The organism is Loktanella sp. Alg231-35 (assembly GCF_900143545.1).
In the GTDB taxonomy this organism is placed as follows: domain Bacteria; phylum Pseudomonadota; class Alphaproteobacteria; order Rhodobacterales; family Rhodobacteraceae; genus Yoonia.
In genome coordinates this window covers 30,147-48,878 of sequence record NZ_FREV01000010.1, presented here as the reverse complement: position 1 = coordinate 48,878, position 18,732 = coordinate 30,147, and the positions used below count along the sequence as shown (strand labels likewise).

Here is an 18,732-nt window from a genome sequence, read left to right as displayed (position 1 = left end):
CCGAAAATGTTATGAGGGCGATATAATCATCGTATTTCCTTGTGACGCACGCAAGATGTATCGAAGGACATCAAACTTCGTTGAGTTATCCAAACCACTTTGGGAGGAATAAATGGGACTTTATAAAACATCTCTATCGCTGATCGCTGGGGTTGCGATGGCGCTCGGCGCGACAGCTGCATTCGCTCAGGACTTTCCCAGAAAGCCTGTCGCCATTGTCGTGCCTTACAGTGCCGGTGGCGGTATCGATACGATCGCCCGTGCCGTTGCAGATGCTGCAAGCGACACTGTTCCGGTTCCGATCACCGTCGCTAACGTAGGTGGTTCGGGTGGTCTGAACGGTGCGCAAACGGTCAAATCTGCACGCCCGGATGGCTATACAGTGATGCTCACATCAGGTGGGGCATTGATATTGTCCACAATGACCCGAGACACCGATATCGATCCGTTCGCCGACTTTACTTATATCGGTCAGGTTGGCCTTCTGAGATCCGCCGTGATCGTGCCCGCATCAAGTCCTTACGAAACTGCCGAGCAACTGGTTGAGGCTATCCGGAGCCAGCCCGATAGCTTGCGTTGGGCACATTCCGGACGCGGGGGCTCGTTCCATGTCGCGGGCCTGAGTTTCCTGGATAAGAATGGATTGGCAGCACAGGACGTCCCCTTCAAAGGTGGCGCAAAAGCCCGTACCGCATTGCTGGGATCACAAGTCGATTTCGGGATTATCGGCATTCAACAGGCAGATGGATTTGACGATCTACGTGTTCTTGCCGTGACATCGGCCCAGAGAGACCCAGTGCATCCTGACGTGCCAACACTTGCTGAATTGGGTATTGGGTCCGCCGACGTGTCATCCCCTGTGGTGATGATGGCGCCCGCCGGAACGCCGGTCGAGGCTGTTGCGTATCTCCAAAGCGTTCTGGAAGGCGTGACCGCGAAAGACGGCTTTGCAGAAGTTATGAAATCCCGTGGTCTGGCACCAGTGTTCGCGGATGCGAATGGAGCAGAAGCTGCCCTGTCCGGGCTTAAGAAGGATGCGGAACCGCTGTTGAATTCCCTGTCGAACTAACGCGCGTTCTTACCCACCGAAACCTGAAACCCATGTGCCCTAAGAAGCACGTGGGTTTTTTTGACTTTACGCGTCACTGGTTTGCGTGAACAAATCCGACAATTCGCCTGTGATGATGCCCATGCGATGCAGGTCGCCAGTCAACCGAACCACCATCCCCCGCACGACTTCTGTTGCAGCACTCATTGGTAAATCATTGGACCACGCGATCGAGATCTGTCGCTCCAAGTCTGGTTCAACTATACGACGTGCCCGGACATCGCCACTGCGCCACATCTCATAAAACGTGGGCCAGGGCCAGACGGCTGCCGCCAGTCCTCGCCGAACGTACCCCCGGTAAAGACGAAACGCATCAGATTGGATTTTGATATTGAATTCAACGCCTTGTTCTTCGGCAATTGAATCCAGCATTAGGCGAATAGCATGCCGCTGCCGGCTCAGGACAAGTGGTGCTTTGAGGACGTCGACCATCGTCACAGTTTCATCTTCAATGTGTTTTCCTTTGGAATCCACAAGAAAAAGCGGTTCTTGATAGAGCTCCCAGGTTCCCAACTTTGGCGGAAATGAATTGCCTGACAAAATCCCCAAATCGGCACGCCCACTTTGAACGAATTGAATGCCGTCCAGGCTCAGCGCCTCGTTCACATCCAATTGAATATCGGGGTAGTCCCGCTCCACCTCCAACATTAGCAGGGGCGCAATATGCTCGCCCAACATCGGAGGAAGCACAATCGAAACCCGACCATGCGGTGTGATCGCCTCGTTGCTGACCTCAATAGCCGCATGTTGAAGCTGAGACAGGATTTTGAGCGCATGCTGATACAGAACATCGCCTGAGCGTGTTGGCGTGACACCCTTGGCCGACCGGATCAAAAGATCGGTGCCCAATTCATGTTCCAAATTCGAAATGTGCTGGCTCAACGCTGGCTGGGCGATACGCAGCTTTCGCGCCGCCTTGGTGATACTGGCGCACTCAACGATTGCGGCAAAGTACTGGAGTTGCCTTGAATTCATGGCTGCTCCTCAGTGCAGTTACCCAGATGCCCAACTCATATAGTTTTCCTATCGCTAAGACAACAAAGTCATATTTTACGATTGATTGAGGTCGCAGTATAGGTTGTGCTGACGATGGGGGTACACATGGCAAATACTTGGTCTTTTCTGAACGATGTACGAATTTTGGATCTGTCCCGGCTTTTGCCTGGTCCGATGGCAACGCAACTTCTCGCCGATCTTGGCGCGGAAGTTATCAAGATCGAAGAACCGGTCGAGGGTGACACTGGGCGACATTTGGGCAAGGACATGTTCGCCCGCCTCAATCGCAACAAGAAATCCCTGACCCTGAACCTCAAATCTGACGAAGGCAAAGCACTCTTCACCACATTGATCAAAAGCGCCGACGCAATCGTCGAAAGCTTCCGACCCGGAGTGATGGAACGGCTGGGGTTTTCGTGGGAACAGGTGCGCGAGATCAACCCCAACATCGTCTATTGCTCGCTCAGCGGGTTCGGCCAAACCGGTCCTTATGCCAAACGCGCCGGCCACGACATCGATTTCCTTGCGCTTTCAGGATATTTTGGCGTTCCATCTCAGGTGAATGCCCGGATTTCGCGCCCGAACGTTCGTCTCAGCGATTATGCTGGGGCCATGTACGCAGCTTTATCGATGAGCATTGCGATTGCCAGTTCAAAACAAAGCGGGAAGGGCCAGTATCTGGACGTCGCCATTCTGGATGCGATTACGGCTTGGACCGCGCCCTTGGTGCGCATCGCGCATGAAGTCTGTGGCGGCGATCCTGACAAGATGCCGTTTGTAATGCCAGACAATGATACTTATCCGACCAAAGACGGCCAAAACATTGCCATCGGCCTGTTCGAGAACAAGTTTTGGATCTCCCTTGCGGAATTGTTAAAAGACGAATTTCCCGAATTGTCTGACGAGCGCTTTGCGACAAACCGAAAGCGAAACGCTGCCAAACAGGAAACCCACGCGCTGCTGTGCCGGGTCTTTGCATCAAAGACCCTGGCCGAATGGGAACTGATTTTTGACCCGACCGATCTGCCTTGGGCACCCGTGATCGAGGACCTGCGCCTGTTCGAAGACCCACATATGCAGGCTCGGGATATGTTCCATGATCTGCCCGACCAGACAGGCGATGGTACCTCATTCCAGGTGCGTTATCCGGTTCTGTTCTCAGAAGGTCTTGGCGAACTGCGACAGTCGGCACCTGACAAAGGGCAACATACCGAAGATATCCTTGGATCGATAGGTCTGTCCCCAGAGGACATTGCCAAGCTGAAAGATCAAGGTACGGTTTAAAGCGACCAGATGAACGGAAGGTCAAAGGAACAAACGTCACGGGCGATCATTGCAGGCCGTCTGAATTCATCAGCTGCTGTTGGCGTCTTACTCGTGATTTTTTGGACTTGCGGCCTTTGCGGCACCATTTCAGATCAACGCCAGTATGCCGACGGCTCACTTGGTGGGCGGGTCTTTCCGCATTTAGCATCGGGAGCGACCGTTTACCTGGTGGTCACTGATCTATTCGGGGGCGCTCGCAGTCAGACTTAATCACGAGTTGAAACTGGCCGTCCGGGCGAGGTGATTGGCGTGACCTATGACTTCCTGATCAAGAAAATTGTTGATTTGGTCCCAACTTCCCGTGCCGCTGTTGGCGCTGTGGAGGTTTAGGAACCGCAGACTGGTGCGGCTTTTAGCGACGACTATCTTGTGTGTTGGACTCGAATTCGCGCGGAGAATCTTCGAGTGAATCGACGTACACGAAAATTGGGGGTTGGTTGATGTCGTTCATCTTCTCGCAGCTTCCGGTGTCATCTAACACTTTCTACAGCAGCGTTGAGCTCAAAATGTTAGAGACTGCAAGTCGACTGACCGGCAGTGATCGGATATTACTTACTCAGTCTTGGGCTCAAGGCTCCAACAGTTGTTTGGAGCCTGATCGCCAGCAACGATGAAATCATCGCAGGTCAGAAAGGTGTAGTTGAACACTCCAGCAGCGTAGGACAGCGTATTCAATCCTAAAAACCCAACAACCACCCAAAAGATTAGACGTTTGTCCTGGATATCAAAGGCTTCCTGGGTCGAAACAGTCAGAAGAATGTAAGCGATATAGGGCAAGGAAAGCAGAATTCCCCATTCCGCCAAACTAGCAATAACGGGCGCGCTTTGTGACCAGTATCCGCTGCTAAGAGAAAGGGTAGGGATCAGCAGCAATAGCAACCCCCACCATGTGAAATAGGCTTCGCCTTCTGTCGTTTTCCCGATCACGGCGCCCGCGAAGAGCGCGGCAAGTGAGGCAACCCAAATGGTCAGAACGCTCGTGTAAAAGACTTCTCCGTAGGCGCCCAAGGCAAAGCTGACGGGCCAAGATCCAAGCGCAAGCGCGATAGTGACCACAAAGAATGCACCTGCCTCTTTACCATTGAACGAACTAGTCATATTTAACAGTCAATTTCTCGCTCGTGGCTAAAGACTGGCATGTAAGGATCGCGCCCTTGGAAATGTCGCGGTCCTCCAACGCCATTCGAGCGAGCATGTGTACAGTGCCGTCTGCCAAAGTTGCGCGGCAAGCCCCGCAGACACCGGATTGACAGGAAAACGGTGGTTTCAATCCTGCAACCTTTGCCGCTTCCAGTACGGTCTGCCCCTTTGCTATGTCGACCACATGTTGTTTGCCGCCCAATGTGACGGAGGCCGTCGCGGCGATCCCCTCGACACTCGTGTCCACTTCGCCAACGCCGCCATAGCTTTCCATGTGGATACGCCCTGCAGGGACATCGAGTGACATCAAGACTGCCTTGACCGCAGCATTCATCCCGCCGGGACCGCAGACGTAGTATTGAGCATCCTGCGCATAGGGGGGATTTTCGGCGATCAGTGCTTCGATGACCGGTTTGTCCACAATGCCCTTACGCCAATAATCGGCGCTGGACCAAAAGCCTGGTTTAGAGAACACGTGATGGATCGACATTCGTTCGGGATTTGTTTCCCAGACGGTGTTCAACTCATCCAGCAGCAGAACGGATTTTTCGTTGTTGTTGCCATAAGCCAAATGGGCAAACGAATTCGGCTCTGCCGCCATGACCGAGCTGAGCATCGCGTAAAGTGGTGTTATGCCCGAACCCGCGCCAAAGAAGTAGTGCGTCCGCCGCGTATTTTCGCCCGGATCAAGGCAGAAACTGCCGAAAGGGGGCATCACGTCGATCACGTCGCCTTTTTGTCCTGTGTCATTGATGTGGTTGCTGACCACGCCACCCTTAACCCGCTTCACGGTGATCCGCAGTGGATCACCCGTGAAGGGAGAGGACGAAATCGAATAGCTCCGGCGTTGCTCCTCGCCGTTGATCAGAAAGCGGAAAGAGAGGTGTTGCCCCGCGCGCCAAGCAAAGGTCTCGCGCAAGGCGTCAGGCACGTCAAACATGACCGTCTTGGCCATGCCGCCGATCTCTTCGCGGGTGCCCAGAATAGTAAGGGGGTGGAAATTGCGCTGGCTCATTCATCATCTCCCAACCATTCAAGAATAACCCTCTGGTGCTCAACGACCTGACTTTCCCCAACGGCGGCAGGTCCGGTTTCGAAGTATGGGGATTTCAGAGACTTCTGCTGTTGTTCGCAGGCGTAGATGTCTTCTCCCGTGAAATCGCCCGCGACCATCGGGTCGTCTTCGCTCATGGCATCATGGGCCTCGTATTTTCCGCTGAGGCCGAACTTGGTCCAGAACATCGAGGATTTCATCGATTGCTTGGTGAATTCCCAACCGGAGCTGTTTGACACCCGTCCGCGATTTGAAACCCGTGTCAATTCAGGACCCAAAGGCTCAATAATAAATATGTTCCAACCTTCCTCAGATCCTGCCAGTCCGATACCGGGGAACAGCATCGGTACCCAAGCACCATTCATGTCCTTGGGAATGACGCGTGGTGCGATCAGCTTGCTTTCCTGATCTTTCAGAAACGCGTCAACCGGCGGCTCCCAAAACATGTAGTGGGGACCTTCCCAGTGGAATTTCCCCGCCTTGTGATCATACATCTGCAGGGTGCTCGAATGCAGGTGGCTCAGGTGATAGACGTCAATGTAGTTTTCGACGACGATCTTCCAATTCGCCTTGATCTCGTAGCTGGTGTTCAGGTCTTCATACTCAACCAGTTCCTCGGGTACATGCGGGCCGATATGCGGCTCAACGGGTCCAAACCATTCGGCGATGGAAGGTGCATCCGGATCTGGATGCACAAAGATCATCGACTTCCAGATATCGACACGCGCCGGTTTCAGACCCAAACAAGATTTGTCGACTTTGCCAAATTCTTCCTCTTCTTCCGGGATGGAGATTAGATTGCCTTCCAGATCGTAAGTCCAGTCATGGTAGGGACAGGTCAGCGCCTTTTGCGTCTTGCCGACGGCGCGGATCAATTGCGTACCCCGATGGCGACAAATGTTGTGAAAGGCGCGCAAGCGGCGGTCACGGCCCATGACGATAAAGATGTTGTTCAGCCCGGCTTGAACGGTGATGTACTGACCCGGTTCGCTAACATCTTCCATGAACCCCGCATAGCGCCAAGTCTTCGAAAAGATGTCGCGCATTTCGCGGTCAAACCAGTCTCGCGAAGTGTAAGCCTCAACAGGCAACAAGTGCAGTTTGCGTGTCATGATTTAACCTCCTACGGGAATGAAATCGATCGCCACCAGCATCAGTCCTAGAACCACCCAAGCGACCTGGATCAACCAAAACAGGATTGGATCGTCATCACGTGTGACATCGGACACAAGGAATGCGTGGCCGGAATAAAAGTTCGGGATCGTCCAATAGAGGAACAAAAGTCCCCACAGAGCTTGATAGCCAAGCGCTGTGGCGATCATCAGGGCGGCGAAGGTGATGTAGTTTAGAATCCGTGACTGGTTCATGTTTAATCTTTCAAATCTTCAAGGAGGTTGTGCGCAACAAGACTGGCCAGAGATTTCCTGTTCTCAGGCATAGCAAGCGGTGCGAGTGAGGTGACGTTAAAATAGAGTGCCGCGATCCCATGTGCTGTCGCGTCTATCCTGATATCGTCGACGGAAGGGTGGTCGTCTCGCAGGATCTTTGCGATGGCATCTTCAAATGACAAAAGCGATGTTCTGCATTTTGCTCGGAGGTCCGCATCATCTGTGGCGCGCGCCGTAAGTGATGCAAAGGCTAGCACCATGTCAGGGGCTGACACGGCACTCTCTGAAAACAGCATCTGGACAAGTGCTGTTGACCGCTCCTGCTTTGGCAGGGCACTTATCATGGTGGTGTTTTGTTCCGAAAAGCGAGAGATCACGAATTCTGTCAGGTACCCGATCATTTCCTCGCGGTTGCCCAGATGATGCCGGATCAAGGGGCGGGTCAGCCCCGCCTCCTTTGCGATCTGGGTCAAAGTCGCACCCTCCAGTCCGAAACGCGCGACACAGCGCACAAGGGCCTGCATCACCTGCAGATACCGTTCGTCTCGATTTGTTGGGCGTCCTGCCATGTTGTCTGCCTTCATGTGCTCAAAAAAGCACGATCCAAATTTACCGTCGAAGTTGACAGTAAATAGGGTGGAGCTGCTTTACTGTCAATAATGACAATCAATTATTTCACCACTGCTGTGCTCGGGCTGATTGCTGCAGCCTTTGCACCACTCAACCCCGTAATTTTCTTCGCGCGACCCTGCATTTGGTCGGTTTGAAATGTGATGTCTGCAAAAAGGGCCTCTGCCCAATTTACGGCACCGGATGTCAGCAAGAAGGCTTCGGGCACGACGACCCATTCACCGATCCACGCGCCTCCTGAACGCTCATGTTGATGCAGAGTAAATTCACCGATTTGTTCAGACCGTTGACGCCCAAGTCGTGCAACTGCTTCCAAAAACTCGGACGCTCTTTGATTGCGCTTGTGGTGCATCGAAGATGACGCGCCTTTTCCGTTCATATGCCCTTCGGACACCTCGGCAATGTCCGACGACGACAAGAGGTTCACGTTGTGGCCAATCTTACAAAGGGTCGCACAAAGCAGGCCCAGCGAGGTCAGGATTTCGGCGACACCATCGCGTGCGCTTTGCCAATGCGGCTCGATGACTCCCAGTCCAATCCTCGTTGCAACAGCAGCCCTAACAGTCTCGCCCACGCCCTCTTCGTAACCACGAAAATCACCTAACGGCCCCCCGATCTGGACATTCAGGCCTCTGGACGCAGAAAAGTCCAAAGCGTCGCTACGCCGCTCCAGCTCTGATTGCCAAACCTGCAATTTCGTAGCCAGCCGAATTGGGAAAGCGTGTTGGCCGTTGGTTCTGCCCATCATTGTCGTTGATGAATGGAACGCGATGTGCGCCTTCAATTGAGTTATCAGCCGATCCGTTCCGGCCCGGATGCAATCGACGCTATGTTTCATCTGCATGGCAACTGCAGTGTCCATAATGTCTTGCGTAGTTGAGTTGTGATGCACGTGGCACCCATGCTCCGGAACAAGAGATCGAAGCTGTTTGACCAACCCAACAATCGGGCGTCCGACGAGAGCCATCTCTGATGCCAGCCCGTCAACGTCCAGATCCGCAATGCTGATTGCTTCGATCATCGAAGCTGCCTCTTTTGGTATCAGACCAAGGTCGGCCTGACATCGGGCGAGAACTTGTTCGACCTTAAGCCATGCCGAAATCGTCGCTTGCTCTGACCAGACGGTTCGCATCTCGGAAGAGGAGTAACAGTCGCGATAGACGTGAGAATTAAGCATCCCCCAATCCTCCTTCGGCGAGGCGGCGCTCTTTCATGATCGATCGGATACGGAAGCCCATGGCTGCCAACCCAAGCAGAATGAAGGAAGCTGCAATAGGACGTTCGACAAATATCAGGGCGCCGCCGTCAGACATCAGCAGTGATTGGCGGAACGTTTCTTCTGCCCCCTTTGCAAGCACGAAGGAAATTACGAAAGCCGCAACATTGAAGTCATACTTGCGCATCAGCCATCCTACGAACCCGGCGACGGTCATCACGGTCACATCGAACATGGATCCTCTGGCGGAGTATGACGCAATAAAAGCCGTCAGGAAGATCAACGGATAAAGCACATTGACCGGTACTTTCAGGATCAGTCGGGCGACTTGAGTGGCGCCGAAGTAACCAATGACGCCATAAGCCACGATGCCCAGCATGCCGCATGCAAACAGTTGATAGACCAGTTCCTTGTCCGTCAGAAACAAGGTCGGACCGACCTGAATGCCGTGGATCAGAAACACGCCCAGCAGGATTGCACCAATGGTGGAGCCCGGAATACCCAGCGTAAGAAGTGGCGCCATCGAAGGCCCCGATACAGCGTTGTTTGCGGCCTCAGGTGCGGCAACACCTTCAAGTGCGCCTTTGCCCCATTGTTCGGGATTTTTTGCGCGTCGCTTGCCTTCACCGTAGGATATGAACGCGGCGATTGCTGACCCAAGGCCGGGCAATACACCGATCCCGGCACCGATAAACCCGCCACGGACAGCATGAGGAATACAGGGTTTGTATTCTTCATAGGTCAATGAGTGCCCAGTCGGATCGATGGCATTCTCCTTGATTTCACCCTTTGTCTTTTTACGTTCCTCAAGCTGCGCAAACACTTCGCCCAGCACAAAAACACCGATCATAAGCGGCACCAAACCAATGCCGTTGGATAGATCGAACGAACCGAACGTGTAGCGTTCTTCGCTTGAAATCGGATCAAGGCCTACCATCGCTACAAGAATGCCTAGCAAGGCTGAGGCCAAACCTTTGACAATGGACTTCCCAATCACCGACCCAATCACCACAAACGCAGCAAAATAGATCGCGAATGTCTCGGGCGGTCCAAGCTTCAACGCAATGGACGCGATGAACCCAACGCCGACCACCAACATGATGTCACCCATCAAGTCACCGATTACGGACGAGATCGTTGCAACCTTCATTGCTTTTCCGGCTTTGCCGGCGCGTGCCAACGGATAGCCGTCAATTTGGGTCGCCGCACTTGCTGCCGTGCCGGGTGTATTGAACAGGATGGCCGCCACTGATCCACCATAACGCCCCGACTTTCCAATGACGTAGAGAAAGGCGAGAGCAAAAAGAGGCGGCATGTAGAAGGTGATCGGCAGCAACATCGCAATTGCCGCAGAGGCGGTCAGCCCCGGCGTTGCGCCGACAATCATGCCGACAGCGGCGGCCAGAACGATTGCGAACAAAAGTGTTGGGTCAGTGATGACAGATAGCAGAGCGGGAAAGATTTCCATTTGAGTTACCCCTGAAGCCAGTCGAGCAGATCGAACACTTCGCCATAAGGAGGAAAGACGCCGAGAAGCACGAAAAAGAGAATGTGAAAGATGAGTGGGCAAAGGACGACGGACACTGCCAGCCCGACCCAGCTGCGAACGCCAAATATGTAGAGGACGACAGGCGCGACGATTGCGGTAGGCAGGACGTAGCCGAACCACCGGAATGATTGCTGATAGATCATCGCTATTGCGAAAAGGATCAGTATATCAACAGTGCCATGGCTTTCCGACCCCGCCATCTCGCGTCCCGTCGAGGATGCACGTATCGACGACAAGATCATCAAGCTCGACAGCACAAGCAATGCAACCGAAGTGGAAAATGGAACGATACCCGCCCAGGTGTCTCCCGGACTCGCGCCCGGAACCTGCCACGCGCCCCAAATCGCCAAAATGGCTAATATGGCAAGAACGATGCCTTCTGCTTGCCTTTCCATGCCAGTCTCCCTTTCGAATTCGCTTAAAAGGTTGTCCGGGTCAGAGTTCTCGCTGACCCGGACGACGTTCATATTAGTTGGTCAAACTCTGAACCAAGGGTGCCGCATCCGCCTTCATTGCCGCAAGACCAGCCATTGCATCTGCGCCAGAGGCATAAACCGGACCGGTACCGCGTTCTGCCAAAAGTTCTGCAAATTCAGGTTTGGCAGCAATCTCTGACAGCGCGGCTTCCATGCCGGAAACCACTTCGGCCGGCGTTCCTTTTGGGGCAAAGACGATCACAGGTGACGAAACAGCCGCAAAGGGAATGCCCAATTCGCCAAACGATGGGACGTCTGCCATGATCGTGTCGCGATCAGCACTGTTAACCGCTAGTGCGCGCAACTGCTCTTCAAAGCCGCGCAGCTGTTGTACGCCGAGGAACCCGAAATCGGCCTGTTCTCCAATCAGGGCTGCACGGGTTGGGCCGCCGCCTTTGAACGGAACGTCCTGCGCTTGGATGTCATTGTTGGCCAGAAAGCCCAGGCCGCCGACGTGATGGAACCCACCGCGCCCGGAATGCGCCCAGCGAAGCGAACCGGGGTTTGCCTTGGCTGCATCGATGACATCCTGAACCGATTGATAGGGGCTGTTCTTCGGTACCATAAGCGACGTGCGAAGTTGGCCGACTTGGGCGACAACCTCAAAGCTCTCAAGCGCGTCGATGTCTGTGTCCCGTGTCATTGTGGACAGCAGGAACGACCCACCTGATGTCATCATCATGGTGTAGCCGTCGGGCCGTGCCCCGACCACTGAGTTTGCGCCGTTCAGGCCACCGGAACCTGGTCTGTTCACAACGACCACTGGCACGTCTAGAATGCCTTCTGCTGCTGCAGAGATCGCCCGCGCATAGGCGTCCGTGCCTCCACCAGCCTTGTAAGGCACCACTAAGTTGATTGGGCGCCTCGGCCATTCTGCTGCAAAGGTTGCGGTTGTGCTGGCGGCGAGCGCCGCAGCAGCTGTTCCAATAAATGTTCTGCGTTTCATTTTTTGCTCCTCCGTTGATTTTCTGTCCTATTCATAGCATCTGAATGACTTGTCAAAACTGCAAACATAGCATTTAATCATGCCAAATTCGAAAGAGTCATATTGTGAACATCAAGGCGCTGAAGGCATTCAGATTAGTGTTTTCCGAAGGTTCTGTGGCCGCGGCATCAGAAGTGATGCATCTGAGCCAACCAGCCATCAGCAGATTAATCAGCGGCCTAGAAGCCGAGATTAGGCTTCAATTGTTCGATCGATCTGGGCGAAGCCTGACACCAACCACAGAAGGTGTGGCTTTCTATCGCGAAGCGGGGCGCATTCTGGATAATCTAGACGAAATTCCGCGCATTACCTCTGAAATTCGCGCAGGACGTACTGAGAGCCTTCGGATTGTGACCATGCCTCGGATCGCCCAATTTCTTTCCGCACCCGCTGTGGCGCTGTTTACACAAGAGAACTCTGAAGTGAGCGTAACCTTGGACGTTCGAGCACGACGGGAGGCCGGGAAATGGTTGGCCGGGAGAGAATACGATATCGGGATTGCCGCCTTACCAGTTAGTCATCCTGACATCAAAACGATCCCGCTTGTGCGTGTGCGTGCGCTCGCGATCTTGCCCGCCGGTCATCCGCTTGCGCACGAAACATCGATTACCGCTGGTCAACTCTCCCACGAAACGATCATTCGTCTGATGCAGGGTTTGCTGCTGCGGGATCAGCTTGATGATACGTTTAATTCGGCTGGCGTCATGCCCGAGGTGACGCATGAGGTTTCATCTTCCGAACTCGCCTGTGCCTTGGTAGCGGAAGGAGCTGGTGTCACAATCGCCGATGAAATGGTCGCCAACTCGTTCGGAGATCGAGTGGTTGGCGTTCCAATAGAACCCGAAAGGTGGATGACATTCGGATTGCTAATTCCAAAGCATCAGCGACCCAGGAAAGTGGCAGAGCTGTTCGAGAAGAAGTTGGTCGAACACATATATCGTGTGTGCAGATCAAACGATAACATGCGCAGTGTTGTTTCGTAGAAAAGCTTCCATTTCAACGTGGTCTTCTTTCCGTTAGAAACTGCAATCCAACTTGCTCATCATTGTTTTGATTTGCGCGCCTGGCCCTGCGCGTGCATCTGGCGTTTGCGGTCACGGGTGATGCGTGTCGCCGCTTCGGATCCATCGTGATACGTGCCGAACCACTTGTCCCAGGGCATTTCCGCATTGCCATAATTGCATTCGTAATATCGGTGGTGCAGCTGATGAAAGAACGCTCCCAATAGCAAAGCCTGACGATCTTTGGCCCAAAGTGCTTCATAGCCAGAATGTGATGAGGCTGCGCCAAGCATCAGCCAATAGGCCAGAAACAGCATATGAACAGGGTGCGCGGGCAGGATTAGCAGGACAAGCATCGCAGAGGTATACCCAAGAGCTTCGACCGGATGCATCGCCATTCCTGACCACGGCCCGGGATTTACGTTGCGGTGATGTACGGCATGGACATGCTTGTAGATGAAGGGCTGATGCAGAAAAAGATGGACGACATAAAAGTGGAAACTTTGCCAGAGCGCGAGCACCGGGAAAAGCACCACGAACCACACTGGATGCGCCGTGAAACTCAGAGTTCTGGCGAATTCACTGGCGAAGGCAAGCCGTAAGATGACTTCGAAAACCGACAGGGAAGTCGCGCCGAAGACCATCGAATAATAGATGTTGTCCCAAGTCTGATAGCCAAATTTGTACAGTGCGTTTTTGCGCTTCATATAGGGGCGAGGATCGTATTTCAGCAGTTTGCCTTGCGCATCGATGCCGTAAAACCAATGGTGCAGCCCGCCCGCCACGATCAACAAAAACACCCAGTTGCGGATGAACACCCAAGACACCCAGTGAAAAGCTAGCGTGGCCTGTTCCGACCCAACTGGTTGCAGCCAGAAAGCCACGACAAAGGCCAGCGCCACGTACATCGAACGATCCGAGAATTGCAGCCAGTTTTGCCATACCCATTTTGCCAGCGCGGCAGGTTCAAGGGGCCACTGCCAGTAAGGAGCGAATTTCAACGGCAAATCGGGATGCCAGTACCATTCGCGGCTCATCGGGCCGGGATCAGGTTTTTTTGGGGGCTCGTTTCGAGTATCGGTTGCGGTCATGCTCTGTTCCTTCCCGAGAAGATTTCCGGCTCAGATCAGACGGAGTGGAGGTACGTTTGGATGTTTTCGTGACGTTTTGGAAAACACCGGGTTACTCATGAAACGGGCGGCGATGGTAAAGATATTGGGAGCGCCTGCGCGCACCCCGGCAAGATCATGGTCGATGCCAACGGTTTGGGCGATTGCGGCCTAGATCCGGTTATTGGCGGTCGCGTCCCGATCCTATTGCGTTGCTTTCAATTGCGACCCCTTCGGGATCACCTCGTAACCGGGTTCTTCTGGCTCATCATCGAGCATTTCCGCCGGGAAACCGGGCGCAAGTATATCGAGGCCGGTGGCTTCTTCCAGACGCTTGATGATGTTGGGCGAATAGCAACGTTCGCCGTAGCGCTCGATGCCGTCTTCAAAGATCTGTACCAGCATGGGTGAGATTTCCAGCGGCACGTTGTGACGGTCGGCCACCTGTTGAAAGAGGCCTGCGTCCTTCTTCACCAGATCCATAGTAAATGAGATATCGCGCGACCCGTTCAAGATCACCTGGCTTTCAGTTTCATGCACGAAAGAGGTGCCCGAGCTGATCTTCATCGCCTCATAAGTGGTGTTCAGGTCCATACCCGCGGCCTTGGCCGTCACTAGCGCCTCGCAACAGGTCACCAAATTAGCCGTGGCCAGATAATTGGTGACAACCTTCAGAACGGAGGCAGACCCCAGCTCCCCAGTGTGCAGAATGCGGCGGCCCATGGTTTTCAGGAACGGCGCGATCTGTTCGAAAGTGGCGCGGTCACATCCGGCAAAGATCGAGATATTGCCAGTCGCAGCCCGGTGACATCCGCCCGACACGGGGCAATCCACAGCCGAACCACCCGCGTTCATCACCATCGCACCGAGACGCTTGACCTCTTCTTCGTCGGTGGTGGACATCTCCATCCAGATCTTGCCGTCGGTTACTTCGGGCAGCATCTGCTGCATCACCGCATCCGAGGCCGCAGGCGACGGCAGACAGGTGATCACCGCGTCACAATCGCGCATCAGTTGGCTTGGACTTTCTGCCGGTTTGGCACCTCGGCTAACGAAGTCTGCAACCAGATCCGGGTTCAGGTCATGCACTGTAAGATCAATGCCATTGCGCAGCAGCGATCCACTAAGCTTGCCGCCCACGTTTCCAAGGCCGATAAATCCAACTTTCACTTGCGCGTATCCTTTGCTGAAACCAATCCGATGACCAGTTTGTTGAAATTTCGTAGAGCGTATAAGTGTTGTTTACCCTCTGTAAAACGAATAATAATTGCGCTTATTAGCGAAATTTTTCGGTGCTAGATATGCAGAACTCCCCCAACCTCATCTGGCTGCGCTCTTTTGAATGTGCTGCTCGGCATCTGAGTTTTACTGTCGCCGCACAAGAGCTTGGCATTACCCAATCGGCGCTAAGTCTGCATGTGCGTTCCCTAGAGGCTCATCTAGGTTGCCCCCTATTTTTTCGCGCAGCCCGCCATCTCAGTCTGACGGAAGTCGGGCAAGCCTATGCGTTCTCAATTCGCCGCGCGTTGGGTGATATTGACCTGTCGACAACTAGCCTCTTTGGAACCAGTCAGACGCAGGACCTGATCGTTAGGGTCCCGATTTCCACCGCGACGATGTTCCTTGCACACCGATTGCCCGAGTTCTCTTGCAATCACCCCAATGTCTCTATCCGGCTTATTTCAAGCATTTGGGCCGAGTCCGCAGGTCGTGAACAAGTCGATTTCGAGCTGCGTCTGGGAACAGGAGACTGGAACGATGCGCCTTTCGAAAAGATCTCAGATGAGCACATCGTTCCAATTGCATGCAGCAAAAACGGAGCGACAACACTCTCTGGCAAAGAACTTCTGCAAGGACCACAGATCCAGATATTGGGCTTTCAAGACATGTGGCTGAGGTATCTAGCGGCGCTCGATGTAGAGTATGCCACCGCATCCTCACCTGTCGCAGTGGATACAACCATAGCAGCAGTGGATGTCGTCGCTGCTGGCGGCGGATATGCAGTGGTTTTGGAAAGGTTCGCTAAGAGTGCCATAGATACAGGCAGAACCATCGCCATAGTCGGAGACCGCATCCCTATCGAGGAAAGCCACTTTATTGTTAGAGGCCAGAAGTCAAAGCCGCACGACTCTGCCGTTAAGATATTTGAAGGCTGGATCAAAGAGAAGTTCGCCTCTTGACCGGAGTTGAGACCGGGCAAGCAGACGCAAAAGCATTGAGATGATGAAGAGATCCCAGCCTGCCAACAGAGGCACTCGATCGAATGCAAGGTGGAGTATTCCCAAACCCAAACCTCATGCCGTGATCCGGATCCGTTCAAGGCTGCCGTCCAACCACTGAGGGGATGTTGTAGTGGCGGTTTGGCATTGTTGCACAAATCGGTCGAGGGAATTCATGTTGCGACGCCAGCAGGATAGCTGGAAGGCATGAACGATTGACCTGCAATGATGCGCAAGATCACAAACCGGTCGTCTTACAATAACAGCTTGAAGCAGCGTGGGTCGCTGTCGATCTGGTTTGATCCAGAGATGGATTGAGTGCCACCTCCCAGTAGCAAACGTGGTCCTTAAAAGAGTTCCTGCGACGCTGAATCTCAGACCTTCTTGACAATGAAACTGCTGTTCGGACTGCCGTTGCGGCAGACGTGATCGCCACCTCTGCTCGTATCCGAGTACATAGCGATTTACTCTGAGACCACCCGCTCGCAGGTAATGTGATATCACTTCCGATGCGGTGACACTCGCAATGTTTCTGCCCGCTATCGACCACCTCAAGAAGTCCAATACCAACAATGGACATCAGCAATTCACATCAGTGTGGGTTTATCGACGACAAAACTGTTGGAACCAGAAAGGTCAAAACCAGACATTCTAAGGGACGTAATTCTTCTGACGCACGATGCCGACCAAGTCCTGCTCGGTGATCTTCAGGAGTTAATCTTGGAACTCTCCTTTGGTTCGTAAGTAGAAAAACAGATGAATTGAGCCAATGGATATCCAATCATATTGCGCGACCAACCAAAAATTATACTACAAAGCGCGATGAACCCATTGGGGATCATGCTCTACACTTATTAATAATTAACATAAGAGTGATTCAGAGAGTTTAGGTCAGTAATGCTGACTTATTTAACATAACTACTATTATGCGAATTGGAACTGTAGCCGGGGCACATTCTAAACTGGCCTAGCTGGCCCGAAGCTGCATATTTGGGCTTCTTCGGGAACAATTCATGAACTTTCAGGCTCCTGACTTCTGTAGATACATCACGACGTTTTCGGCCGGCATCTTGAACCCGCGCCCATCGGAGACACGCTCAGTGCTAATCGGGTACTTTGGTCTGTTGGGGTTGATCGCCACGATCCGGTAGAGGTCTCCCCGCGACTTGAAGGTCCGTCCATAGTCAGATGGCTCAAGGCCAAAATGTGGAGCGAGGACTTCGAACATGGCTTTGTCCGGCGAATAGATCGCACCGTCGGGCATCGGAATACCGACGCGGAAGCTGATGTCGAAGCCGTGACGCAGATCGATGTCGCTCAACTCCCCGCCTTCAACCGTCAACCCGTGTGTCTCCGCTACCTTGAGACACGCTTGCATCATGTCGCGGCGCAATTTCTCACAGAGCGGGGGCGTAAGGTTGCGCGGCGGCGGTACTTTTGTGTTTGTTTTGGCGGGCGGTTTGGCGGTTGGCGACCGCTGCTTTTTCTTGTTCTTTTTCACATCAAGGCCTTTGCTTTATAGACCGTGCCCCGCGATATTCCCATGTCGCGTGCAATTTCCGTTGGCGACATGCCCTCTGACAGCTTCGCCTGAATGATGGCCATATCGATTTTCGGGAGGCGGCCGCGATACACGCCACGTTGCTTGGCAGCGAGAATGCCCTCGGCCTGCCGCTCACGCCGCAGGTTTGTCTCGAACTCGGCAAAGACACCGAGCATGTCGAAGAAAGCCTTTCCCGTGGCGTTTGATGTGTCCACCGGCTGCTCGGTTGCAGCCAGATGTGCACCCTTGGAATTCAGCTGGACGACGATAGTCTGTAGGTCACTGAGGCTGCGCGCCAATCGATCAATACGCGTGACAACCAGCGTCTCACCTGAGTGGATGAAGTCGAGGATCGTCCTGAGTTCGGGCCGCCCCTCAAGACTGGCACCGCTCTTTTGCTCGGTGCGGACCATGCCGCACCCGGCTGTTTTCAAGGCAGCAATCTGCGCATCGAGGTTCTGATCCGTGGTTGAGGTGCGCGCATATCCGATTTTGGCCTGATAAGTGTTCATTTTGGGTGTGCCTTCGACATAATGTGTTCATTATCGATAAATAGGCCCAAAGTGAACACAAAAACGGTACGTCTCAGTGTTCATGCGCCATGTCGTTTTGGGTATATCCTAAATGACCACATTGTGACAGCGCCCATGGTTATGATTTGATGACATGGAAAGGGAGAAAATTCCATGTCGTCCAACTTGCGCCCCGTCGATGAGATTCAGAAAATTAGGGAGCAGGTCAAGGCGCTCAAGACCAGAGAGGCCGAACTGAAGGCGATGATCGTATCTGGAGAAGCCAGCAAGGAAGGCCAATTTGTTAGGGCGCAGTTTATTACCCGAAAGTCTAAGCGGTTTAATCGTCAAGCCGCTGAGGCGGAGCTGGGTAGCCTTGATCGGTTCTTAGTGGAGACAGAAGCAACCATTCTGAAACTTGAAATCATTGAAGATGATGACTTTGATCTTGTAGAATAGCGTTGGGTTTTGTTCACGCCG

The 18,732-nt window shown here is 53.5% G+C and carries 19 protein-coding genes and 1 pseudogene; 6 read left to right on the top strand and 14 right to left on the bottom strand.

Annotation, left to right across the window (positions count from 1 at the left end; translation table 11 throughout):
• Window positions 1-112 precede the first annotated feature (112 nt).
• A complete protein-coding gene (locus DHN10_RS18655) occupies window positions 113-1,069 on the top strand; it encodes a Bug family tripartite tricarboxylate transporter substrate binding protein (protein ID WP_108816863.1) in 957 nt (318 codons plus the stop codon).
• Between the two features lie 66 nt (window positions 1,070-1,135).
• Here the strand turns inward: DHN10_RS18655 and DHN10_RS18650 are convergent, their stop codons facing one another.
• Window positions 1,136-2,083, bottom strand: a complete 948-nt coding sequence (locus DHN10_RS18650) for a LysR family transcriptional regulator (protein WP_108816862.1) — start codon at window positions 2,081-2,083, stop codon at window positions 1,136-1,138.
• 114 nt (window positions 2,084-2,197) lie between these two features.
• On the opposite strand from DHN10_RS18650, the gene DHN10_RS18645 reads away from it, so the two are divergent.
• Entirely contained in the window at window positions 2,198-3,388 is a 1,191-nt protein-coding gene (locus DHN10_RS18645) for a CaiB/BaiF CoA transferase family protein (protein WP_306419276.1), read from the top strand.
• Window positions 3,389-3,982: 594 nt separating this feature from the next.
• Here DHN10_RS18645 and DHN10_RS18640 read toward each other — a convergent pair.
• From DHN10_RS18640 to DHN10_RS18600, 9 genes are all read right to left on the bottom strand, one after another.
• Complete coding sequence (locus DHN10_RS18640; protein WP_108816860.1) at window positions 3,983-4,528, bottom strand: hypothetical protein; 546 nt, start codon at window positions 4,526-4,528, stop codon at window positions 3,983-3,985.
• Window positions 4,521-5,585, bottom strand: coding sequence for a ferredoxin--NADP reductase (locus DHN10_RS18635; protein ID WP_108816859.1), 1,065 nt, complete (start codon window positions 5,583-5,585; stop codon window positions 4,521-4,523). The genes DHN10_RS18640 and DHN10_RS18635 overlap by 8 nt, the downstream gene beginning before the upstream one ends.
• Entirely contained in the window at window positions 5,582-6,736 is a 1,155-nt protein-coding gene (locus DHN10_RS18630; protein ID WP_199910724.1) for an aromatic ring-hydroxylating oxygenase subunit alpha, read from the bottom strand. Before DHN10_RS18630 ends, DHN10_RS18635 begins: the two co-directional genes overlap by 4 nt.
• A gap of 3 nt (window positions 6,737-6,739) precedes the next feature.
• A complete protein-coding gene (locus DHN10_RS18625; RefSeq protein ID WP_108816858.1) occupies window positions 6,740-6,991 on the bottom strand; it encodes a hypothetical protein in 252 nt (83 codons plus the stop codon).
• Between the two features lie 2 nt (window positions 6,992-6,993).
• On the bottom strand, window positions 6,994-7,581 hold the full coding sequence (locus tag DHN10_RS18620; protein ID WP_159087082.1) for a TetR/AcrR family transcriptional regulator: 588 nt from the start codon (window positions 7,579-7,581) through the stop codon (window positions 6,994-6,996).
• Between the two features lie 101 nt (window positions 7,582-7,682).
• The gene (locus tag DHN10_RS18615) at window positions 7,683-8,819 is read right to left on the bottom strand and encodes a lyase family protein (protein ID WP_108816856.1); all 1,137 of its coding nucleotides are present in this window, start codon (window positions 8,817-8,819) and stop codon (window positions 7,683-7,685) included.
• Window positions 8,812-10,326, bottom strand: coding sequence for a tripartite tricarboxylate transporter permease (locus DHN10_RS18610; protein ID WP_108816855.1), 1,515 nt, complete (start codon window positions 10,324-10,326; stop codon window positions 8,812-8,814). Before DHN10_RS18610 ends, DHN10_RS18615 begins: the two co-directional genes overlap by 8 nt.
• Window positions 10,327-10,331: 5 nt before the next feature.
• Entirely contained in the window at window positions 10,332-10,874 is a 543-nt protein-coding gene (locus tag DHN10_RS18605) for a tripartite tricarboxylate transporter TctB family protein (protein WP_159087081.1), read from the bottom strand.
• Between the two features lies 1 nt (window position 10,875).
• The gene (locus DHN10_RS18600; RefSeq protein ID WP_108816854.1) at window positions 10,876-11,829 is read right to left on the bottom strand and encodes a tripartite tricarboxylate transporter substrate binding protein; all 954 of its coding nucleotides are present in this window, start codon (window positions 11,827-11,829) and stop codon (window positions 10,876-10,878) included.
• A 104-nt stretch (window positions 11,830-11,933) separates the two neighbouring features.
• On the opposite strand from DHN10_RS18600, the gene DHN10_RS18595 reads away from it, so the two are divergent.
• Window positions 11,934-12,851, top strand: coding sequence for a LysR family transcriptional regulator (locus DHN10_RS18595; RefSeq protein ID WP_108816853.1), 918 nt, complete (start codon window positions 11,934-11,936; stop codon window positions 12,849-12,851).
• 59 nt (window positions 12,852-12,910) lie between these two features.
• Here the strand turns inward: DHN10_RS18595 and DHN10_RS18590 are convergent, their stop codons facing one another.
• Window positions 12,911-13,960 carry a sterol desaturase family protein gene (locus tag DHN10_RS18590; RefSeq protein WP_108816852.1) on the bottom strand — a complete coding sequence of 350 codons (1,050 nt, stop codon included), beginning with the start codon at window positions 13,958-13,960 and terminating at the stop codon, window positions 12,911-12,913.
• 222 nt (window positions 13,961-14,182) lie between these two features.
• The gene (locus DHN10_RS18585; RefSeq protein WP_108816851.1) at window positions 14,183-15,148 is read right to left on the bottom strand and encodes an NAD(P)-dependent oxidoreductase; all 966 of its coding nucleotides are present in this window, start codon (window positions 15,146-15,148) and stop codon (window positions 14,183-14,185) included.
• A 131-nt stretch (window positions 15,149-15,279) separates the two neighbouring features.
• Here DHN10_RS18585 and DHN10_RS18580 point away from each other — a divergent pair, with 131 nt between their 5' ends.
• Window positions 15,280-16,158, top strand: coding sequence for a LysR family transcriptional regulator (locus tag DHN10_RS18580; protein WP_108816850.1), 879 nt, complete (start codon window positions 15,280-15,282; stop codon window positions 16,156-16,158).
• Between the two features lie 264 nt (window positions 16,159-16,422).
• Window positions 16,423-16,623, top strand: a pseudogene (locus DHN10_RS20065) (transposase); the annotation flags it as partial.
• Between the two features lie 595 nt (window positions 16,624-17,218).
• On the opposite strand, the gene DHN10_RS18575 reads toward DHN10_RS20065, so the two are convergent.
• Window positions 17,219-17,698 carry a hypothetical protein gene (locus tag DHN10_RS18575; RefSeq protein ID WP_234417194.1) on the bottom strand — a complete coding sequence of 160 codons (480 nt, stop codon included), beginning with the start codon at window positions 17,696-17,698 and terminating at the stop codon, window positions 17,219-17,221.
• The gene (locus DHN10_RS18570; protein ID WP_108816849.1) at window positions 17,695-18,252 is read right to left on the bottom strand and encodes a recombinase family protein; all 558 of its coding nucleotides are present in this window, start codon (window positions 18,250-18,252) and stop codon (window positions 17,695-17,697) included. Before DHN10_RS18570 ends, DHN10_RS18575 begins: the two co-directional genes overlap by 4 nt.
• A gap of 174 nt (window positions 18,253-18,426) precedes the next feature.
• On the opposite strand from DHN10_RS18570, the gene DHN10_RS18565 reads away from it, so the two are divergent.
• The gene (locus DHN10_RS18565) at window positions 18,427-18,711 is read left to right on the top strand and encodes a hypothetical protein (RefSeq protein WP_108816848.1); all 285 of its coding nucleotides are present in this window, start codon (window positions 18,427-18,429) and stop codon (window positions 18,709-18,711) included.
• Window positions 18,712-18,732: the final 21 nt, after the last annotated feature.

What these genes read in the sequence shown, in the direction of transcription:
- DHN10_RS18565 (WP_108816848.1), top strand. Translation starts at nt 18,427, where the DNA reads ATGTCGTCCAACTTGCGCCCCGTCGATGAGATTCAGAAAATTAGGGAG.
- DHN10_RS18620 (WP_159087082.1), bottom strand. Translation starts at nt 7,581, where the DNA reads ATGGCAGGACGCCCAACAAATCGAGACGAACGGTATCTGCAGGTGATG.
- DHN10_RS18600 (WP_108816854.1), bottom strand. Translation starts at nt 11,829, where the DNA reads ATGAAACGCAGAACATTTATTGGAACAGCTGCTGCGGCGCTCGCCGCC.
- DHN10_RS18610 (WP_108816855.1), bottom strand. Translation starts at nt 10,326, where the DNA reads ATGGAAATCTTTCCCGCTCTGCTATCTGTCATCACTGACCCAACACTT.
- DHN10_RS18655 (WP_108816863.1), top strand. Translation starts at nt 113, where the DNA reads ATGGGACTTTATAAAACATCTCTATCGCTGATCGCTGGGGTTGCGATG.
- DHN10_RS18570 (WP_108816849.1), bottom strand. Translation starts at nt 18,252, where the DNA reads ATGAACACTTATCAGGCCAAAATCGGATATGCGCGCACCTCAACCACG.
- DHN10_RS18650 (WP_108816862.1), bottom strand. Translation starts at nt 2,083, where the DNA reads ATGAATTCAAGGCAACTCCAGTACTTTGCCGCAATCGTTGAGTGCGCC.
- DHN10_RS18580 (WP_108816850.1), top strand. Translation starts at nt 15,280, where the DNA reads ATGCAGAACTCCCCCAACCTCATCTGGCTGCGCTCTTTTGAATGTGCT.
- DHN10_RS18625 (WP_108816858.1), bottom strand. Translation starts at nt 6,991, where the DNA reads ATGAACCAGTCACGGATTCTAAACTACATCACCTTCGCCGCCCTGATG.
- DHN10_RS18640 (WP_108816860.1), bottom strand. Translation starts at nt 4,528, where the DNA reads ATGACTAGTTCGTTCAATGGTAAAGAGGCAGGTGCATTCTTTGTGGTC.
- DHN10_RS18605 (WP_159087081.1), bottom strand. Translation starts at nt 10,874, where the DNA reads ATGAACGTCGTCCGGGTCAGCGAGAACTCTGACCCGGACAACCTTTTA.
- DHN10_RS18635 (WP_108816859.1), bottom strand. Translation starts at nt 5,585, where the DNA reads ATGAGCCAGCGCAATTTCCACCCCCTTACTATTCTGGGCACCCGCGAA.
- DHN10_RS18590 (WP_108816852.1), bottom strand. Translation starts at nt 13,960, where the DNA reads ATGACCGCAACCGATACTCGAAACGAGCCCCCAAAAAAACCTGATCCC.
- DHN10_RS18615 (WP_108816856.1), bottom strand. Translation starts at nt 8,819, where the DNA reads ATGCTTAATTCTCACGTCTATCGCGACTGTTACTCCTCTTCCGAGATG.
- DHN10_RS18645 (WP_306419276.1), top strand. Translation starts at nt 2,198, where the DNA reads ATGGGGGTACACATGGCAAATACTTGGTCTTTTCTGAACGATGTACGA.
- DHN10_RS18630 (WP_199910724.1), bottom strand. Translation starts at nt 6,736, where the DNA reads ATGACACGCAAACTGCACTTGTTGCCTGTTGAGGCTTACACTTCGCGA.